The 14,914-nt window shown below is 67.2% G+C and carries 16 protein-coding genes and 1 riboswitch; of the genes, 4 read left to right on the top strand and 12 right to left on the bottom strand.

All coding sequences use genetic code 11. The features are described 5' to 3' along the window. A partial coding sequence (locus tag GV790_RS26345; protein WP_175586010.1) for an endonuclease/exonuclease/phosphatase family protein occupies nt 1-296 on the bottom strand: 296 nt, incomplete at its 3' end. A 62-nt stretch (nt 297-358) separates the two neighbouring features. On the opposite strand from GV790_RS26345, the gene GV790_RS26340 reads away from it, so the two are divergent. After that, entirely contained in the window at nt 359-1,219 is an 861-nt protein-coding gene (locus tag GV790_RS26340; protein WP_256673538.1) for an alpha/beta fold hydrolase, read from the top strand. Between the two features lie 63 nt (nt 1,220-1,282). On the opposite strand, the gene GV790_RS26335 is transcribed toward GV790_RS26340, so the two are convergent. The 3 genes from GV790_RS26335 to GV790_RS26325 all read right to left on the bottom strand — a co-directional run bounded on the left by GV790_RS26335 (nt 1,283) and on the right by GV790_RS26325 (nt 3,635). After that, nucleotides 1,283-2,506 (bottom strand): serine hydrolase, encoded by a 1,224-nt coding sequence (locus GV790_RS26335; protein ID WP_163817082.1) that lies wholly within the window; start codon nt 2,504-2,506, stop codon nt 1,283-1,285. 74 nt (nt 2,507-2,580) lie between these two features. After that, on the bottom strand, nt 2,581-3,141 hold the full coding sequence (locus GV790_RS26330) for a hypothetical protein (RefSeq protein WP_163817080.1): 561 nt from the start codon (nt 3,139-3,141) through the stop codon (nt 2,581-2,583). A 161-nt stretch (nt 3,142-3,302) separates the two neighbouring features. Continuing rightward, nucleotides 3,303-3,635: a hypothetical protein gene (locus GV790_RS26325; protein WP_163817062.1), complete on the bottom strand. Its 333-nt coding sequence runs from the start codon at nt 3,633-3,635 to the stop codon at nt 3,303-3,305. Nucleotides 3,636-3,798: 163 nt separating this feature from the next. Between GV790_RS26325 and GV790_RS26320 the strand changes: the two genes are divergently transcribed. Beyond that, entirely contained in the window at nt 3,799-4,263 is a 465-nt protein-coding gene (locus GV790_RS26320; protein ID WP_280210978.1) for an HAD family acid phosphatase, read from the top strand. A gap of 222 nt (nt 4,264-4,485) precedes the next feature. Here GV790_RS26320 and GV790_RS26315 read toward each other — a convergent pair whose 3' ends face one another. From GV790_RS26315 to GV790_RS26285, 7 genes are all read right to left on the bottom strand, one after another. Next, nucleotides 4,486-5,748: an acyl-CoA dehydrogenase family protein gene (locus tag GV790_RS26315; RefSeq protein ID WP_163817078.1), complete on the bottom strand. Its 1,263-nt coding sequence runs from the start codon at nt 5,746-5,748 to the stop codon at nt 4,486-4,488. A 26-nt stretch (nt 5,749-5,774) separates the two neighbouring features. After that, entirely contained in the window at nt 5,775-6,644 is an 870-nt protein-coding gene (locus GV790_RS26310; RefSeq protein WP_163817076.1) for an SDR family oxidoreductase, read from the bottom strand. Between the two features lie 73 nt (nt 6,645-6,717). Next, nucleotides 6,718-7,593, bottom strand: coding sequence for a MaoC/PaaZ C-terminal domain-containing protein (locus GV790_RS26305; RefSeq protein WP_163817074.1), 876 nt, complete (start codon nt 7,591-7,593; stop codon nt 6,718-6,720). A gap of 14 nt (nt 7,594-7,607) precedes the next feature. Beyond that, nucleotides 7,608-8,042, bottom strand: a complete 435-nt coding sequence (locus tag GV790_RS26300) for a type II toxin-antitoxin system Rv0910 family toxin (protein WP_036533519.1) — start codon at nt 8,040-8,042, stop codon at nt 7,608-7,610. Nucleotides 8,043-8,103: 61 nt separating this feature from the next. Continuing rightward, complete coding sequence (locus tag GV790_RS26295) at nt 8,104-9,309, bottom strand: lipid-transfer protein (RefSeq protein WP_163817072.1); 1,206 nt, start codon at nt 9,307-9,309, stop codon at nt 8,104-8,106. Between the two features lie 345 nt (nt 9,310-9,654). Then, entirely contained in the window at nt 9,655-10,302 is a 648-nt protein-coding gene (locus GV790_RS26290) for a TetR/AcrR family transcriptional regulator (RefSeq protein WP_163817070.1), read from the bottom strand. A gap of 36 nt (nt 10,303-10,338) precedes the next feature. Continuing rightward, nucleotides 10,339-11,346, bottom strand: a complete 1,008-nt coding sequence (locus GV790_RS26285) for a helix-turn-helix domain-containing protein (RefSeq protein WP_163817068.1) — start codon at nt 11,344-11,346, stop codon at nt 10,339-10,341. A 67-nt stretch (nt 11,347-11,413) separates the two neighbouring features. On the opposite strand from GV790_RS26285, the gene GV790_RS26280 reads away from it, so the two are divergent. After that, nucleotides 11,414-12,367, top strand: a complete 954-nt coding sequence (locus GV790_RS26280) for an NAD(P)-dependent oxidoreductase (RefSeq protein ID WP_339384717.1) — start codon at nt 11,414-11,416, stop codon at nt 12,365-12,367. 143 nt (nt 12,368-12,510) lie between these two features. Here GV790_RS26280 and GV790_RS26275 read toward each other — a convergent pair whose 3' ends face one another. Beyond that, nucleotides 12,511-13,728 (bottom strand): NADP-dependent isocitrate dehydrogenase, encoded by a 1,218-nt coding sequence (locus GV790_RS26275; protein ID WP_014349259.1) that lies wholly within the window; start codon nt 13,726-13,728, stop codon nt 12,511-12,513. Nucleotides 13,729-14,019: 291 nt separating this feature from the next. After that, nucleotides 14,020-14,130: riboswitch (SAM riboswitch) on the top strand. 87 nt (nt 14,131-14,217) lie between these two features. Here GV790_RS26275 and GV790_RS26270 point away from each other — a divergent pair. Beyond that, the coding region (locus GV790_RS26270; RefSeq protein WP_163817064.1) for an aminotransferase class V-fold PLP-dependent enzyme at nt 14,218-14,914 on the top strand (697 nt) is incomplete at its 3' end.

Here is a 14,914-nt window from a genome sequence, read left to right as displayed (position 1 = left end):
GTGCATTGTACGGTCGTCGGGTGCCCCACATCATCTCGACAGTGAACGTCAACGGCGTGCGCCCGCCGCGACAGCACGCCCACCCCGGCCCTGCCCTTGGCTCCGGGTTCGGCGTGCGAGAGCTGCCAGCCCTGCTCGATGGCCGGTGCCAGCGCGGCCGCGACCTGCTCATCGGTGGCGCGGGTCTCCTGCAAACAGACGATGTCGGCCTCGGTGACCGCGAGCCAGGCGAGCAGACCTTTGCCCGCGGCGGCGCGCACGCCGTTGACGTTCACTGTCGAGATGATGTGGGGCACCCGACGACCGTACAATGCACATCATCGACCCTGCCCAAGGCCCATTGCGCCAGGAAGGGGTGATGACGATGACGTCAGGCACCTCCACGTCCACTTCCGCACTCGTGCCCGTCAAGGCGCTGCATGTCGGGTCCGGCGACCCGGTGCTGCTGCTGCACGGATTCATGCTCTCCCCGCATTGCTGGGAGCAGGTCGCGGCCCGATTGTCCTCGAACTGCGAGGTATTCGCGCCCGCGTTCCTCGGGCACTGGGGCGGGCCCGAATACCCCGGCGGCAGGCTGGGATTCCGCGATTTCGCCGATCAGATCGAGGCCCAGCTGGACGAACTCGGTTGGCGCACCTGCCATATCGCCGGAAACTCACTGGGAGCCTGGGTGGGTTTCGAGCTGGCGCGCCGCGGCCGGGCCCGTACGCTCACCGCGATCGCGCCTGCCGGTGGCTGGGATTCCCCCTCGTTCACCCAGATTCGGGTCGGGTTGAAGTTCGCCTCGCTGATTCCGCTGGTGCAGCTCGGTAAGCGGCTGGGCGATTTCCCGGCACACAATCGGCTCATCCAGCTGGCCGTGGCCCTGCTGCTGAGCAAGAACGTCACCGCCGTGCCGCGCACCGATCTCGCCGCCATGATCACCGCCGCCCTGCACTGTCCGGCGATGGTGCCGATGATCCTCGGCAGTCTGCGCGCCTCGGCGATGGACGACGTCTCGACGATGACGACCCCGGTGCGGCTGCTGCTGGCCGAAACCGACCGCATCATCCCCAACCGCGTCTACGCCCGCCGCTACCTCCGCCAGCTCCCCGCCTCCGCCGACCGCATCATCGTCAACGGTGTCGGCCACGTACCCATGCTCGAAGCCCCCGACCGCATCGCCACCCTCATCGCCGAGCACATCTACGCCAGCCGCAGCCACCTGCGGGCGGTGTGAAGCCGGCGAGCGTCACCTCAGCGAGGCGTTTCGCGAGTAGGCCGGTAGCACCCCGGTAACCGGCTATCTGGTGAGGTCGGAGATCTGGGCGACCAGGTGCCAGGGGCGGGTGGTGTCGGTGGTGGCCTTGCCGCTGGTGAGGATGGCGCCGGAGAGGGCGCGGGCGGAGTCGGCCCAGCCGTATTGGGTGGTCAGACCGCTGCGGCCGAAATGGGATTGCGTGTCGCGGCCGAATTTCGAGCGCCGGGCGCCGAGCTCGAATCCGGCCCGTGAGACCCGCCCTGCCGCTCCCGGCATGCGGTGCGCGGGCTGTACGGCATCGCGCAGTGTGGTGGGTTCGATGATGCGGACGCCGTCGAGTTCGCCGCCGCGGGCGAGGATTTCGTAGAAGCGGGAAAGCTCGTAGGCCGTGGTGACCAGGTTGCCGGAGGGCAGTTCGGCGGTGAGGAAGGCCGCATTGGCCTCCTCGGACCTCGATGCGCTGCCCATGCCGCCGCCGAGCGCCTTGCGCGCCAGAAACTTCGAGATCCGCGACGGCCCCGGCCCGGTCTTCACACTGGGCACGACCTTGCCGACATCCTCGGGGCGTACGCCGAAGTTGTTCCACCGGAAACCCAGTGGGTCCAAGACCTGCTCGGCGAGATGTTCGCGCATCGATTTTCCGGTGGCCCGGCGCACCAGCAGGCGCTGGATCAATCCACTGGTCAGCGCGTGGTAGACGCGGAAGCGGCCGGGACGCCAGCTCGGCACCAGATCGGCGAGCGCCCGCACGGCCAGGTCCTCGTCGATCACCACGTCGAGGGCACGGTAGGGCGGTGTCATGAACGGCACGCCCGCCGAATGGGAGAGCACGTCGCCGATGGTGATGGATTCCTTGCCGTTGGCCGCGAATTCCGGAATGTATTCGCACACCCGGTCGTTCACGCCGAACGCGCCCTGCTCGATGAGCATGAACATCAGCGTCGCGGATACGCCCTTGGCGGTGGAGAATCCGCAGAACGGGGTGTCCGGGGTGGCGAGAATCTTCTCGGCGTCCGGTCCGTCGTCCGGCGCGTTGCCCCAGCCGTGCCCGATGGTCCGGTTCAGCACGATCGCGCCGTTGTGCCGCACACACACCTGAATCGCCGGGGTGGTGCCCATCCGGTACCAGTCCTGCACCGAGGCCCATATCGCCTCGACGTCCGCGCGCGCGAGCTTCGCGGCCGCCGGATCGTCTTCGTAACCGCGCGTGGTCACGGCCTCCAGATCGTCGCCGACGGTGATCAGAGCGCCAGGTAGTGCCGTCATTCGCCCGAGCCTAACCACCCACCCTGATAGGCGGCTGAGCTGCGCTGAGAGCGAGCGAAGAATGGGCGCCGGGCTCAGCCGACGAGCTCGGAGGCAGCGGTGGCCAGCGCGATCACATCGGCCTGGCAGACGGCTGGATCGGCGGCGGGATCGCGGCCCCAGGACAGGTCGATGTACGCCGTGCCCTGGTCCAGGAAGACACCGCATTCCGGCTTACGGGTGGATTGGCAGAAGGCCGCACGCTGGGCGTTCCCGATCGCCGGTGCGGGTTCGCCCGGGCACAGCATCATCATGTTGGTGAAGCCCGCGTCGACCAGCGGCTCCGTCGGATAGCGCAGGACACCGGCCTCCACGTCCACGGTCCCCGACTTCCAGGCGCAGACCCGGTAGACGCCACGGTTGTTGTAACCACCCGGGTCGTGGTCGGTCTGGGTGCCGCCGGTCAGCTCCGGACGTCCGAGCCGATCGGCGATGGCGTCGCATGTGGGCAGCCCGGCGAGATCGGGGCGTGCGGGTTCGATGGCCGTGGTGGTGGCCGTCGTCGTCGAGCTCACCGGTGGTGTCGGCGGAATGCCCTCGTCGCCTTCACATGCCGCGATGACAAGTGTCGCTGCCCCGATAACGGCAGCGGACATGAACTTACGCGGTGATCGCACCCGCACAGCGCCCCCCTCGAACTCGAACTCGGTGTATCAGCGTAGCCAGGTCCCGTGGCAGGGGCGATTCGGGAGTGCGTCGGCAGATCACGGGCTCGTCTCGGGATTGTGAAACGCCAGCGATTCATAGTTGTCCGGCGTTACCGTCCGATCATGAAGCGCTCCATCGCAGGCGTTGCTCTCGGCGTCGCCGTCACCCTCATCGTTCCGCTGCCTGCACTGGCCGATACCGGTTCGTCCATTCTGCCCGGTGGTACCGGTTCGTCGTCGGGGTCCGCGAAATCCGGTTCCGCGTCCGGGTCGGCGAAGTCGGGTTCGGCTTCCGGATCGGCGAAGTCCGGATCATCCTCGGGCTCAGGAAAATCCGGGTCGTCCTCGGGCTCGGGGAAATCCGGGTCGGCGTCGGGATCGAGCGATTCCGGTTCGGCGTCCGATGACGACACGGGCTCGTCGTCACGCTCCGACAACGACACCGGCTCGTCATCCCGTTCGGATGACGACCGTGAATCGCCCGCGCGCACGCCCAACCCCCGCTCACGTTCCGGCGGTAGCGAAACCCCCACGGACTCCGCGGATTCCGCCGCACCCTCCGGCTCCGGCGGCGCGCTCCCGGCGTATGAGCAATGGATCGGCGAAGTGCAGACCGTGGTCGATCAGGCCCGCGACGCGCTCGCGCAGCGCCTGCCCGGCACCACCCGTCCCGCCATCGTGCTCGATATCGACAACACCTCGCTGGAGACGCAGTACCACCCGGGCATCATCATCCCGGCCATCGACCCGGTGCTGCGGCTGGCGAGCTGGGCGAAGGGGCAGGGTGCGGCGATCATCTTCGTGACCGGCCGCCCGGAGTTGGTGAACGGCTACACCCAGCACAATCTCAGCAGCGTCGGCTACCCGGTCGACGGTCTCTACGGCAGCCCGCTCACCACGCTGTCGGCCGGTTCGGCCGGGCTCGAGCAGTACAAGACCGGCGCGCGGATCGATATCGAATCGGCGGGCTACACGATCATCGCCAATATCGGCAACAGCCCGTCCGATCTCGCGGGCGGGCATGCGGAGCTGACGTTCAAACTCCCCGACTACGACGGCGCCCTGAGCTGATCCCCGGTTCCCGGAGCGCGGCGGCCGCGGCGGCAAGTGCTCTCCCACGGTGGGGTGCTGCGGTTGGCGCCGGCGGTCGAGCTGTAGCCGGCGATCGCGCTCGGCCCGTCGACCGTCCGCACCCTCGCCGCCGCGCAACGAGCGCCTCAGGACCAGGTAGGTCTGCGACAGCAGAACGCCGCCCACCGGTTGCGGTGGGCGGCGTTCACGCGAACAGCGACGCTACGCCAGCAGCCCCTTCGCCACATGCGTCACCTGGATCTCATTGCTGCCCGCATAGATCATCAGCGACTTCGCATCGCGCGCCAACTGCTCGACCCGGTATTCGGTCATGTACCCGTTCCCGCCGAACAGCTGCACCGCCTCCATCGCCACCTCGGTGGCGGCCTCGGAGGCGTAGAGCTTCATCGCCGACGCCTCGGCCAGCGTCGGCGGCTTGCCCGCCCGACCCCGCTCGAGGACGTTGAACACCATGTTCTGCACGTTGATCCGCGCGACTTCCATCTTGGCCAGCTTGAGCTGCACCAGCTGGAACCGGCCGATCTCCTGACCCCACAGCTTGCGGTTCTTGGCGTAGTCGATACAGAGCCGATGGCATTCGTTGATGATGCCGAGCGCCATGAACGCCACGCCGACGCGTTCGGCGGTGAAGCTCGACCGCGCGCTGTCCCGGCCGTCGCCACCCTTGTGCTCCTCGGTCTCGCCGAGCAGCCGGTCCCGGCCCACCCGCACGTTGTCGAAGAACAGTTCACCGGTGGGCGAAGAGTGCAGGCCCATCTTCTTAAAGGGTTTGCCCTGGGTGAGGCCCTCCATGCCCTTGTCGAGCACGAAGGTGAGCACCTTGCGGTCGCGCTTGTCTACGCCGGCGTCCCCCTCGTCGAGCTTGGCGTAGACGATCATCACGTCAGCGAAGGGGCCGTTGGTGATGAAGGTCTTCTGGCCGTTGAGGATGTAGTCCTCGCCGTCGCGCTTGACGTAGGTCTTCATGCCGCCGAAGGCGTCGGAACCGGAATCCGGCTCGGTGATCGCCCAAGACGCCACCTTCTTCAAGGTGACGATGTCGGCCAGCCAGCGCTCCTTCTGCGCCAGCGTGCCGCGCGACATGATCGTGGTGGCGCCGAGCCCGATGCTGACACCCAGCGCCGTCACCAAGCCCATGCACACCCCGGACAGCTCCCCGATCAGCACCGCCATCAGCGATTCCTGGCCGGCGAACGGGCTCGACCCGGCCGCGGATTTCTTCTTCTCCGGCAGCGGCTCCCCCGCCGCGAGCGCTTCCTCACGTTTGCGCTGGGCGGCCAGCATCTTGGCCACCGCCTCGGCGCCCATCGCCTCGATCCCGAAGTCGGCGAACAACTTCCGCAGGATCGGGTACGGCGGCATCTCACCGCTGTCGAGGGCGTCGAGGTTCGGGCGGACCTCTTTATCGATGAAGGTCCGCACCGCCTCGCGGATCATCTCGTCGGTCTCGGACCATTCGAACATCGTTGTTCTCCTGTGCTCGGTGCTGCTCAGGGCAGGCGGGCGGCGATATCGTCGATCAGCCAGGGCCCGTCGGCCTCGATGGTCTTCACGTCATGCCAGCCTGCCAGCTCGGAGATGGCGCCGCCCTGGACCGCGAAAACCTTGCCGGTGAGCGGGCACTTCTCCGACGCCAGGTAGGCCACCAGCGGGGAGATGTTGGCGGGGCTGAACGCGTCGAACTCGCCTTCTTCGACCTCGGCGGCGAAGATCGCGCCCATGCCAGGGGTGGCGAGAGTGAGCCGGGTGCGGGCCATGGGCGCGATGGCGTTGACGCGTACGCCGTAGCGCTCGAGTTCGTCGGCGGCGACCAGGGTGAGCGCGGCGATACCGGCCTTGGCCGCGCCGTAGTTGGCCTGGCCGGGATTCGGAATGGTGACGCCGGATGCCGAGGCGGTATTGATCACCGCGGCGTTGGGCTGATTGCCCGCTTTGCTCTGCTCCTTCCAGTACGCCGCCGCATGATGCAGAACGGCCGCATGTCCCTTCAGGTGGACCGCGATCACCGCATCCCACTGGGACTCCTCGAGGCCTGCGATGAAGCCGTCACGCAGGATGCCCGCATTGTTGACGACGATGTCGAGCTTGCCGAACTCGTCGATGGCCTGCTCGACCAGCTTCTTCGCGCCGTCCCAGGTGGCGATGTTCTCGGTGTTGGCCACCGCGCGCCCGCCGGCGGCGACGATCTCGTCGACCACCTGCTGGGCGGGGCCGGCGTCGGAACCCTCACCGGCATTACTGCCGCCGAGATCGTTGACGACCACCGCCGCGCCTTCGGCGGCGAACAGCAGCGCGTGTTCCCGCCCGATCCCCCGGCCCGCGCCGGTGATGACGGCGACCCGTCCTTCGAGTGCACCCATATGTCGAAACTCCTTCACAGCTCAGGGAAACGCTGTGGCGGCAGCCGAACCGGGCAGCCGCCACAGCGTGAGATCAGTCGGTGACGACGGCGAGCCCGTCGGTGAGCACCAGATCCGCGCCGCGCGCGGTTCGGAACGCGTAGGTGGTGGCGCCGTCTTCGGCACCGACCCGCCAGATCTGGGTCTCCAGATCGTCGCCGGGGAACACCATCTTGGAAAACCGCACCGCGAACCGCTTCAGCCGATGCACGTCGGAGCCGGCGACGGCGGTGAGCACACCCCACGACGACATCGCCATGGTGCACAGCCCGTGCGCGATGATGCCCGGCAGACCGGCATCCTTGGCGACCTGCTCGTCGAGGTGCAGCGGAACCGGATCGCCGGACGCGGGCGCGTACCGGTAGGTCTGATCGTCGTCCACGTGGTGGGCGACCGTCGCCAGCGGCGGCTGCTCGGCCAACGCCGGATCGAACTTGTGCGCCGGAGCCGATTCGCCGACCTTGGTACCCACATCGATATTGCGGAAGAACGCGGTCAGGTACTGCTCGTTGACCAATTCCCCGTCCTCGGTGCGGCATTCGATCAGGATGGTGATCGTCGTGCCGTTTTCGCGGCCCTCGTAGCCGATAGCCTTGGCCCGCGAGACCAGCGTGTCGCCGGGGCGGATGGGGCGATGGAAGTGGAAGTCCTGCTCCCCGTGCACCACCCGGCCGAAGATGTCCATCGGCACCACGTCGATCACCGGCATCATCATGGCCTCGAACACCGGGACGATGCCGAAGACCGGTGCGGCGACCTCACCTGACAGATGTGCGGGAATCGGATCGTTGGTGGCGGCCGCGTACTCGGCGATCCGCTCCGCGGTGACCTCGAAACGCTCCTCATCGGACCAGACGTTCAGCCCCGAATCGTCGAACTCGACGCTCGTGCCCGCTGTTTCGGTCGTCATGTGCGCGCCCGCACTCAGGCCGACGCCAGCGCGTCGAGCTGCTCGAGGGTCTTGTCCAGCTGCTTGGCGCCGTCCTTCTCCACGGCCTTGCCCAGCGCACCCTTGATCAGGGCGCCCTCGAAGTCACCGTCGACGGAGAACTTGCTGCCCGCACCCTCGGGCTGGATCTCGAAGGAGAACTTCACCTTGACCCCGGCCATGCCGGTGCCGCTGAGCACCAGCTTGTTGGGAGCGTCGACGCTCTCGACAACCCATTCGATCTTGTTCGCCATGCCGAGCATGAAGATCTTGGCGACCAGCTTCGATCCGGCGGTGAGGGTGGCGGGCGGCTCCTCCATCCAGCGCTCGTGGATGGTGAACCACTTGTCCCAGGTGGAGGTATCGGAGACGACGGCCCAGACGGCGTCCGGGGCGGCGTTCAGGTTCTTGGTTGCGTCGATATGACCCATGGTCGTGCTCCTCGTCGAGTACGGGTTTCGCAGTGTCGCGGCGAAATTCGGATGATGGAGGTCAGCGCACGGCGCGCTGGTAGGCGGTGACGACGGCGGCGCCGCCGAGACCGATGTTGTGCTGCAGGGCCGCGGTGACGCCCTCGACCTGACGCTTGTCCGCGGTGCCACGCAGCTGCCAGGTGAGCTCGGAGCACTGCGCCAGACCGGTCGCACCCAGCGGATGCCCCTTGGAGATCAGGCCGCCGGAGGGATTGACGACCCACTTGCCGCCGTAGGTGGTCTGATCGGCGTCGAGCAGCTTGGCCGCCTCACCCTCACCGCACAGGCCGAGCGCCTCGTAGAGCAGCAGCTCATTGGCGGAGAAGCAGTCGTGCAGCTCGATCACCTGGAAGTCGTCCGGGCCGAGGCCGGCCTGGTCGTAGACCTTGCGCGCGGCCTGCACATTCATGTCGTAGCCGATGATGTTCTTCGCGGTGCCGTCGAAGGTGGAGGCGTAGTCGGTGGTCATCGCCTGCCCGACGATCTCCACCGCCTGCCCGGCCAGATCGTGCGAGTCCACGAAGGCCTCGCTGGCCAGGATCACCGCACCGGAGCCGTCGGAGGTGGGCGAGCACTGGAGCTTGGTGAGCGGGTCGTAGATCATCCGCGCACCCAGGATGTCGTCCATCGTGTACTCGTCCTGGAACTGCGAGTACGGGTTGTTCACCGAGTGCTTGTGGTTCTTGTAGCCGATCTTCGCGAAATGCTCCGGCGTGGTGCCGTACTGCTGCATGTGCTCGCGGCCGGCCGCGCCGAACATCCACGGAGCCACCGGGAACAGCACCTCGGAGATCTCGGCGAGCGCCAAAATATGTTTGCCCATGGGTTGTTCACGGTCGTCCCAGGTGGATTCCAGTGAACCGGGCTTCATCCGCTCGAATCCGAGCGCCAGCGTGCAGTCGGCCAGACCGCCCCGAATCGCCTGTGCCGCAAGGTAGAGCGCGGTGGAGCCGGTGGAGCAGTTGTTGTTGACATTGACCACCGGGATACCGGTCATGCCCAGTTCGTAGACCGCGCGCTGACCCGAGGTCGACTCGCCGTAGACGTAGCCGACGTAGGCCTGCTCCACTTCGCGGTAATCGATTCCGGCGTCGGCGAGGGCCTTGGTCCCCGATTCGCGTGCCATGTCCGGGTAATCCCAGTCGCTGCCGTCTTCGTTCTTGCGCCGGCCGGGCTTTTCGAACTTCGTCATCCCGACACCGACGACATAGACCTTGTTCGCCATCGAACTCCTCACCTTGTGCCGCCCGAAGACTTCGGAGCCGCTCGCAGGTAACCGCGCCAGTCGCGCGGTTCGACCACAAACAAACATACAAGTGTGTATGTAAGGCCGCAAGAGGGCGGGCCTCTATCGGCCGGAGAACGTCGGTCAGGGCCGGTAGAGCGCAGGGCGCCGACATTCCCGTCGAATTGGTACGCGACAACGTCTGGAGCTCACCGGGCCGGCAACGTGCGCGCGCGGCGGCAAGGTACGAGGGTCAGGCCGGACGCCGCACCGGCTCAGGGCAGGCGCCGGATCATCGGCCGAGCGCTCGCACAGACCGAAGCCAACCGCACATGCGTTCGGCCGTCACACCGGCCGAGGACCGTTCGATGTGAGCGCGGCCGCCGCGATGGTGCGCAGGTGCGCGCACGCGCGCCCCCAGCGCCGGCGCGCACGCTCGGGATCAGGATCGATGAAGTTCGAGATCAGGATGCCGCGCAGGGCATCCATGGCGGTGTAGACGAAATCGCGGGCATCCTTGCGGCGCACCTCATCCGGCACGAAACGGGCCACGGCCAGCAATACCGCGTTGTTGACGAACGGCTCGACTTTCTCCATGGCCGCAGCGAGCACCGGATCGGTGCGCCCGGCCACCCAGAGTTCGACGGTGGCGATGAACAGCGGCCCCTGGTGTAGCTCCCAGAGGAAATCCAGCGCCGCGTCGACCGGATCGTCGACGCTCTCCACCCGGCCCATATCGCGCATCGCGGTTTCGGCCCGGCGTTGCGCCAGGTGACTGATGGCCGCGACCACCAGGTCGTTCTTGGAGCCGAAGTGGTGCACCTGGGCGCCGCGGGTGACCCCGGCTCGTTCGGCGACCCGGGGCGTCGTAGTGCCCGCGTAGCCGTATTCGACCAGGCAGTCGATGGTGGCGTCGAGCAGTCGCACCCGCATCTCGCTACTGCGCTGCTCCTGGGTACGGCGCGCGGGCTTGGTGAGTGCGGTTCTGGCCATTCGGAGGATTCTACCTTTACATGCAGGTCGGTATGTTCACGAGGCGGCGACGATATGCGGTTCGCGGCGCCGGAAGGTCCTGCGGTACTCGGCCGGGGTCACCCCGACCACAGCGCCGAAATGGCGGCGCAGATTCGTCGCGGTGCCGAGCCCGGTCATCCGCGCGATCCGTGCCATCCCGAAATCGGTTGATTCCAGCAATGATTGCGCGTGACCGAGCCGCTGGTTGAGCAGCCAGCGCATCGGGGTCACGCCGGTGGACCGGTGCACCCGCCGGTGAAAGGTCCGCGGGCTCATATTCGCGCGGGCGGCCAGCGTGTCGACGGTCAGTGGCCGATCCAGATTCGCCGCCGCCCATTGCAGTACGGGGCCGAGATCGTCGGACTCCGACGTCGGCACCGACAGTTCGACGAACTGCGCCTGCCCGCCGGATCGATGCGGCGGGATCACCATGCGCCGGGCCAGCCGGTTGGCCACCAGCGCGCCGAAATCACGGCGCACCAGATGCAGGCACAGGTCGAGGGCCGCTGTCATGCCCGCGCTGGTGAGCACGTCGCCGTCGTCGACATAGAGCACCGAATCGTCGACCGCGATCCGCGGATACCGCGCGGCCAGCGCCGCCGCGTGCTCCCAGTGCGCGGTCACTCGGCGGCCGGTGAGGATGCCCGCCTCGGCCAGCGCGAAGATCCCGTCGCAGAGGGCGACGATGCGCGCTCCGCCGGCATGGGCGGCGGCGATCACCTCGACCAGCTCGGCCGGAACCGCGCCGCCGTCGCGCAGGTAGTCGTGCGCGACGGACGGCACGATGACGGTGTCGGCGGCGAGCAGATCCGCCCGCCCGTGTTCGGCGCGCAGAAAGGTACCGAAACCGAGCGGCTGGGTCCGTGTCCGCGTTTCCACCGTGCACACGCGCAGCTCGTACCAGGGGTCCGCGAGGTCCGGCTGGGGCGTGCCGAAGATCGACGCCACCACGCCGAGTTCGTACAGATCCCACGGGTGCAGTTCACCGGGTGAGACGGCCAGCGCCACGACATGTCCGGACATGACATCCAGCCTATGGCAGTAATCGTTCGCCTGCTGTCAGTCCTGCCACTCACACCCCGGCACCGGCATGACGCAAGCTTCTTCTCGGGCCCACACCAGCGACATCACCAGCAACAGGAGTCACATCATGACCGACAATCGCACCGCGGTGACCGTGCTTGGGCTCGGCCGTATCGGCGCCGCCCTGGCCGAGGTGTTCCTGCGCAACGGCCACCCGACGACGGTGTGGAACCGGACGCCGGGCAAAGCCGAACAGCTCGACGCGCTCGGGGTCAACCGAGCCGATTCGGCCGAGGCCGCCATCGCGGCCGGTGAACTGATCGTGATCGCCGGAGCCGACACCGGCACCGCCGCCGAACTGGTCGAGCAAGCGCGCGACCTGGTGGCCGGCCGCGACATCCTCAACGTCGCCACCGGCCGTCCCGACCAGGCCCGCGAACTGGGCGTCCGAGTCGGCGAGCTCGGTGGACGGTTCTTGGACGGCGCGATCCTCGGCGTCCCGCAAACCCTCGGCACGCCGGACACGCTGTTCCTCTACAGCGGCTCGCCCGAGCCACAGCGGCAGCACGCGGGCACCCTCGGCGAACTCGGCACCGTGAACTACCTCGGCGCCGACGCCGGACTGGCCGGACTGCACGATATGGCGGTGCTGGCCGGCATGTACGGTCTCTTCGGCGGTTTCTTCCAAGCGGTGGCGATGGTGGGCAGCGAGGGCGTCGGCGCGACCGCCTTCACCGACGGCTACCTCATCCCGTGGCTGCGGTCACTGCTCGAGCTGCTGCCGACGCTGGCCGCCGAGATCGATTCGCGGGAGTTCCCGGTGAACTTCTCCGACCTCACCGCCAATCGGATCGGGCTGGACAACATTCGGGCGGCCGCGCGCAACCAGGGTGTGTCGACCGAACTGCTCGACCCGCTGCAACGGCTGTTCGACACCCAGACCGAGGCCGGTCGCGGCGCGGACAGCTTCACCGCCGCCGTCACCGGATTGCTCGCCGGGCGTCCGGCCGCCGTGCACTGACCCCGGAAAACACTTCGGGCACCCCGCATGATGTGCGGGGTGCCCGTTTTCAGCCGGACCATGTCGCCGGCCGCAGCGCCTCGGTAGGGGCGCCGCACGGCCGGCAGCGGTCCTGTCGAGCGGTTCGGTCTGCCGAAACCGGCTCAGCGGAGGGCGCGCGCCAGGTTGGCGTCCAGCGCGGCCAGGAACTCCTCGGTGGTCAGGTAGCCCTGGTCACCGCCGACGAGCAGCGCGAGGTCCTTGGTCATCTGACCACCCTCGACGGTCTTGATGACGACGTCCTCGAGGGTCTGCGCGAAGCCGATCACCTCGGGGGTGTTGTCCAGCTTGCCGCGGTGCTCGAGACCACGAGTCCAGGCGAAGATCGACGCGATCGGGTTGGTCGAGGTCGGCTTGCCCTGCTGGTGCTGGCGGTAGTGCCGGGTGACGGTGCCGTGCGCGGCCTCGGCCTCGCAGGTCTGGCCGTCCGGGGTCAGCAGCACCGAGGTCATCAGGCCCAGCGAGCCGAAGCCCTGCGCCACCGTGTCGGACTGCACGTCGCCGTCGTAGTTCTTGCAGGCCCAGACGTAGCCGCCCTCCCACTTCATGGAGGAGGCGACCATGTCGTCGATCAGGCGGTGCTCGTAGGTCAGGCCCGCGGCGTCGAACTGGCTCTTGAACTCGGCGTCGAAGATCTCCTGGAAGGTGTCCTTGAACATGCCGTCGTAGGCCTTCAGGATGGTGTTCTTCGTCGACATGTACACCGGGTAGTTCTGCTGCAGGCCGTAGTTGAACGACGCCCGCGCGAAGTCCTCGATCGACTTCTTGAAGTTGTACATACCCATGACGACGCCGCCGTCCTCGGGCATCTTCACGACCTCGTGCACGATCGGCTCACTGCCGTCGTCGGGGGTGAAGGTCAGGGTGACGGTGCCGCCCTGGAAGACCTTGAAGTCGGTGGCGCGGTACTGGTCGCCGAAGGCGTGACGGCCGATGATGATCGGCTTGGTCCAGCCGGGCACCAGGCGCGGAACGTTGGAGATGATGATCGGCGCGCGGAAGATCGTGCCGCCGAGAATGTTGCGGATGGTGCCGTTGGGCGAGCGCCACATCTTCTTGAGACCGAACTCTTCGACCCGGGCCTCGTCGGGGGTGATGGTGGCACACTTCACGCCGACGCCGTGCTTCTTGATGGCGTTCGCCGCGTCGACCGTGACCTGGTCGTCGGTCTTGTCGCGGTACTCGATGCCGAGGTCGTAGTACTCGAGGTTCACATCGAGATAGGGGTGGATCAGCTTGTCCTTGATGAACTGCCAGATGATCCGGGTCATCTCGTCGCCGTCGAGTTCTACGACGGTGCCTTCAACCTTGATCTTGGACATGGATCTTCGTGTCCTCCTAGGATGGTGCCCTCATTGCACGGCCAGGCGAACACGCTTGTGAGCGGACCCCAGCTGTTCAACAGACAACGTATACGCCTCGTGTTGTCCGCGAGACGTCTGGTGCAAACAAGACAAGCGTACTGCTGGTGGCTATCTCACCGCGCGGGTAGGGCAGGGTGTGAGGCGGATTACGCTCCGCCGTCGATTCCGCCGCAGGTCACTCGCCTCCGATCCCGGACATGGGAAGCCGGGGTTCGGTCCGCGACATGGCGCCGGTTACGATGTCGGTCAGGTCATGAGAGCCAGTGCAAAGCCCCGGCTAGCTGGACGGCAACCCTCCTGCAGCGGTGGGGTGCTCCGGGTGAGGACCGGGCTTCCGAGAGTCGGAAGCAAGCGCGCGCGTAGGAGGTCACCGAGATGTGTTGTTGTTGTTTGTCGCTCGCGCACAGATAACCCCGTAATCCCGGCGAACAACCTTTGGAGCCTTCCTTGACCGACGCCACAGCGCCCGATCCGACCGCGACCTGGTCTTTCGAGACCAAGCAGATCCACGCCGGACAAGCGCCCGACGACAGCACCGGCGCCCGCGCGTTGCCGATTTATCAGACGACGTCGTATGCCTTTCGTGATACCGATCATGCGGCGGCGTTGTTCGGGTTGGCCGAGCCGGGCAATATCTATACCCGGATCATGAATCCCACCCAGGATGTGGTGGAGCAGCGGATCGCCGCGCTCGAGGGTGGGGTGGCGGCGTTGTTGGTGGCGTCGGGGCAGGCCGCGGAAACCTATGCGATCTTGAACCTCGCGGGCGCGGGTGATCACATCGTGTCCAGCCCGCACCTGTACGGCGGGACCTACAACCTGTTCCGCTACAGCCTGCCCAAGCTCGGGATCGAGGTCTCCTTCGTCGACGATCCCGACGATCTCGAGCAGTGGAAGGCCGCGGTGCGCCCGAACACCAAGGCGTTCTTCGGTGAGACCGTCGCCAACCCCAGCAGCGTGGTCTTCGACATTCCCGGTATCGCCGAGGTCGCGCACGCGGCCGGGGTGCCGTTGATCGTCGATAACACCGTCGCCACCCCGTATCTGATCCAGCCGCTGGCCCACGGCGCCGACATCGTGGTGCACTCGGCCACCAAATACCTCGGCGGCCACGGCGCCGCGGTGGCCGGAGTGATCGTCGACG

It is taken from the genome of Nocardia cyriacigeorgica (genome assembly GCF_010858045.1).
Taxonomy (GTDB): domain Bacteria; phylum Actinomycetota; class Actinomycetes; order Mycobacteriales; family Mycobacteriaceae; genus Nocardia; species Nocardia cyriacigeorgica_E.
This window is presented reverse-complemented; position numbering and strand designations above follow the sequence as displayed.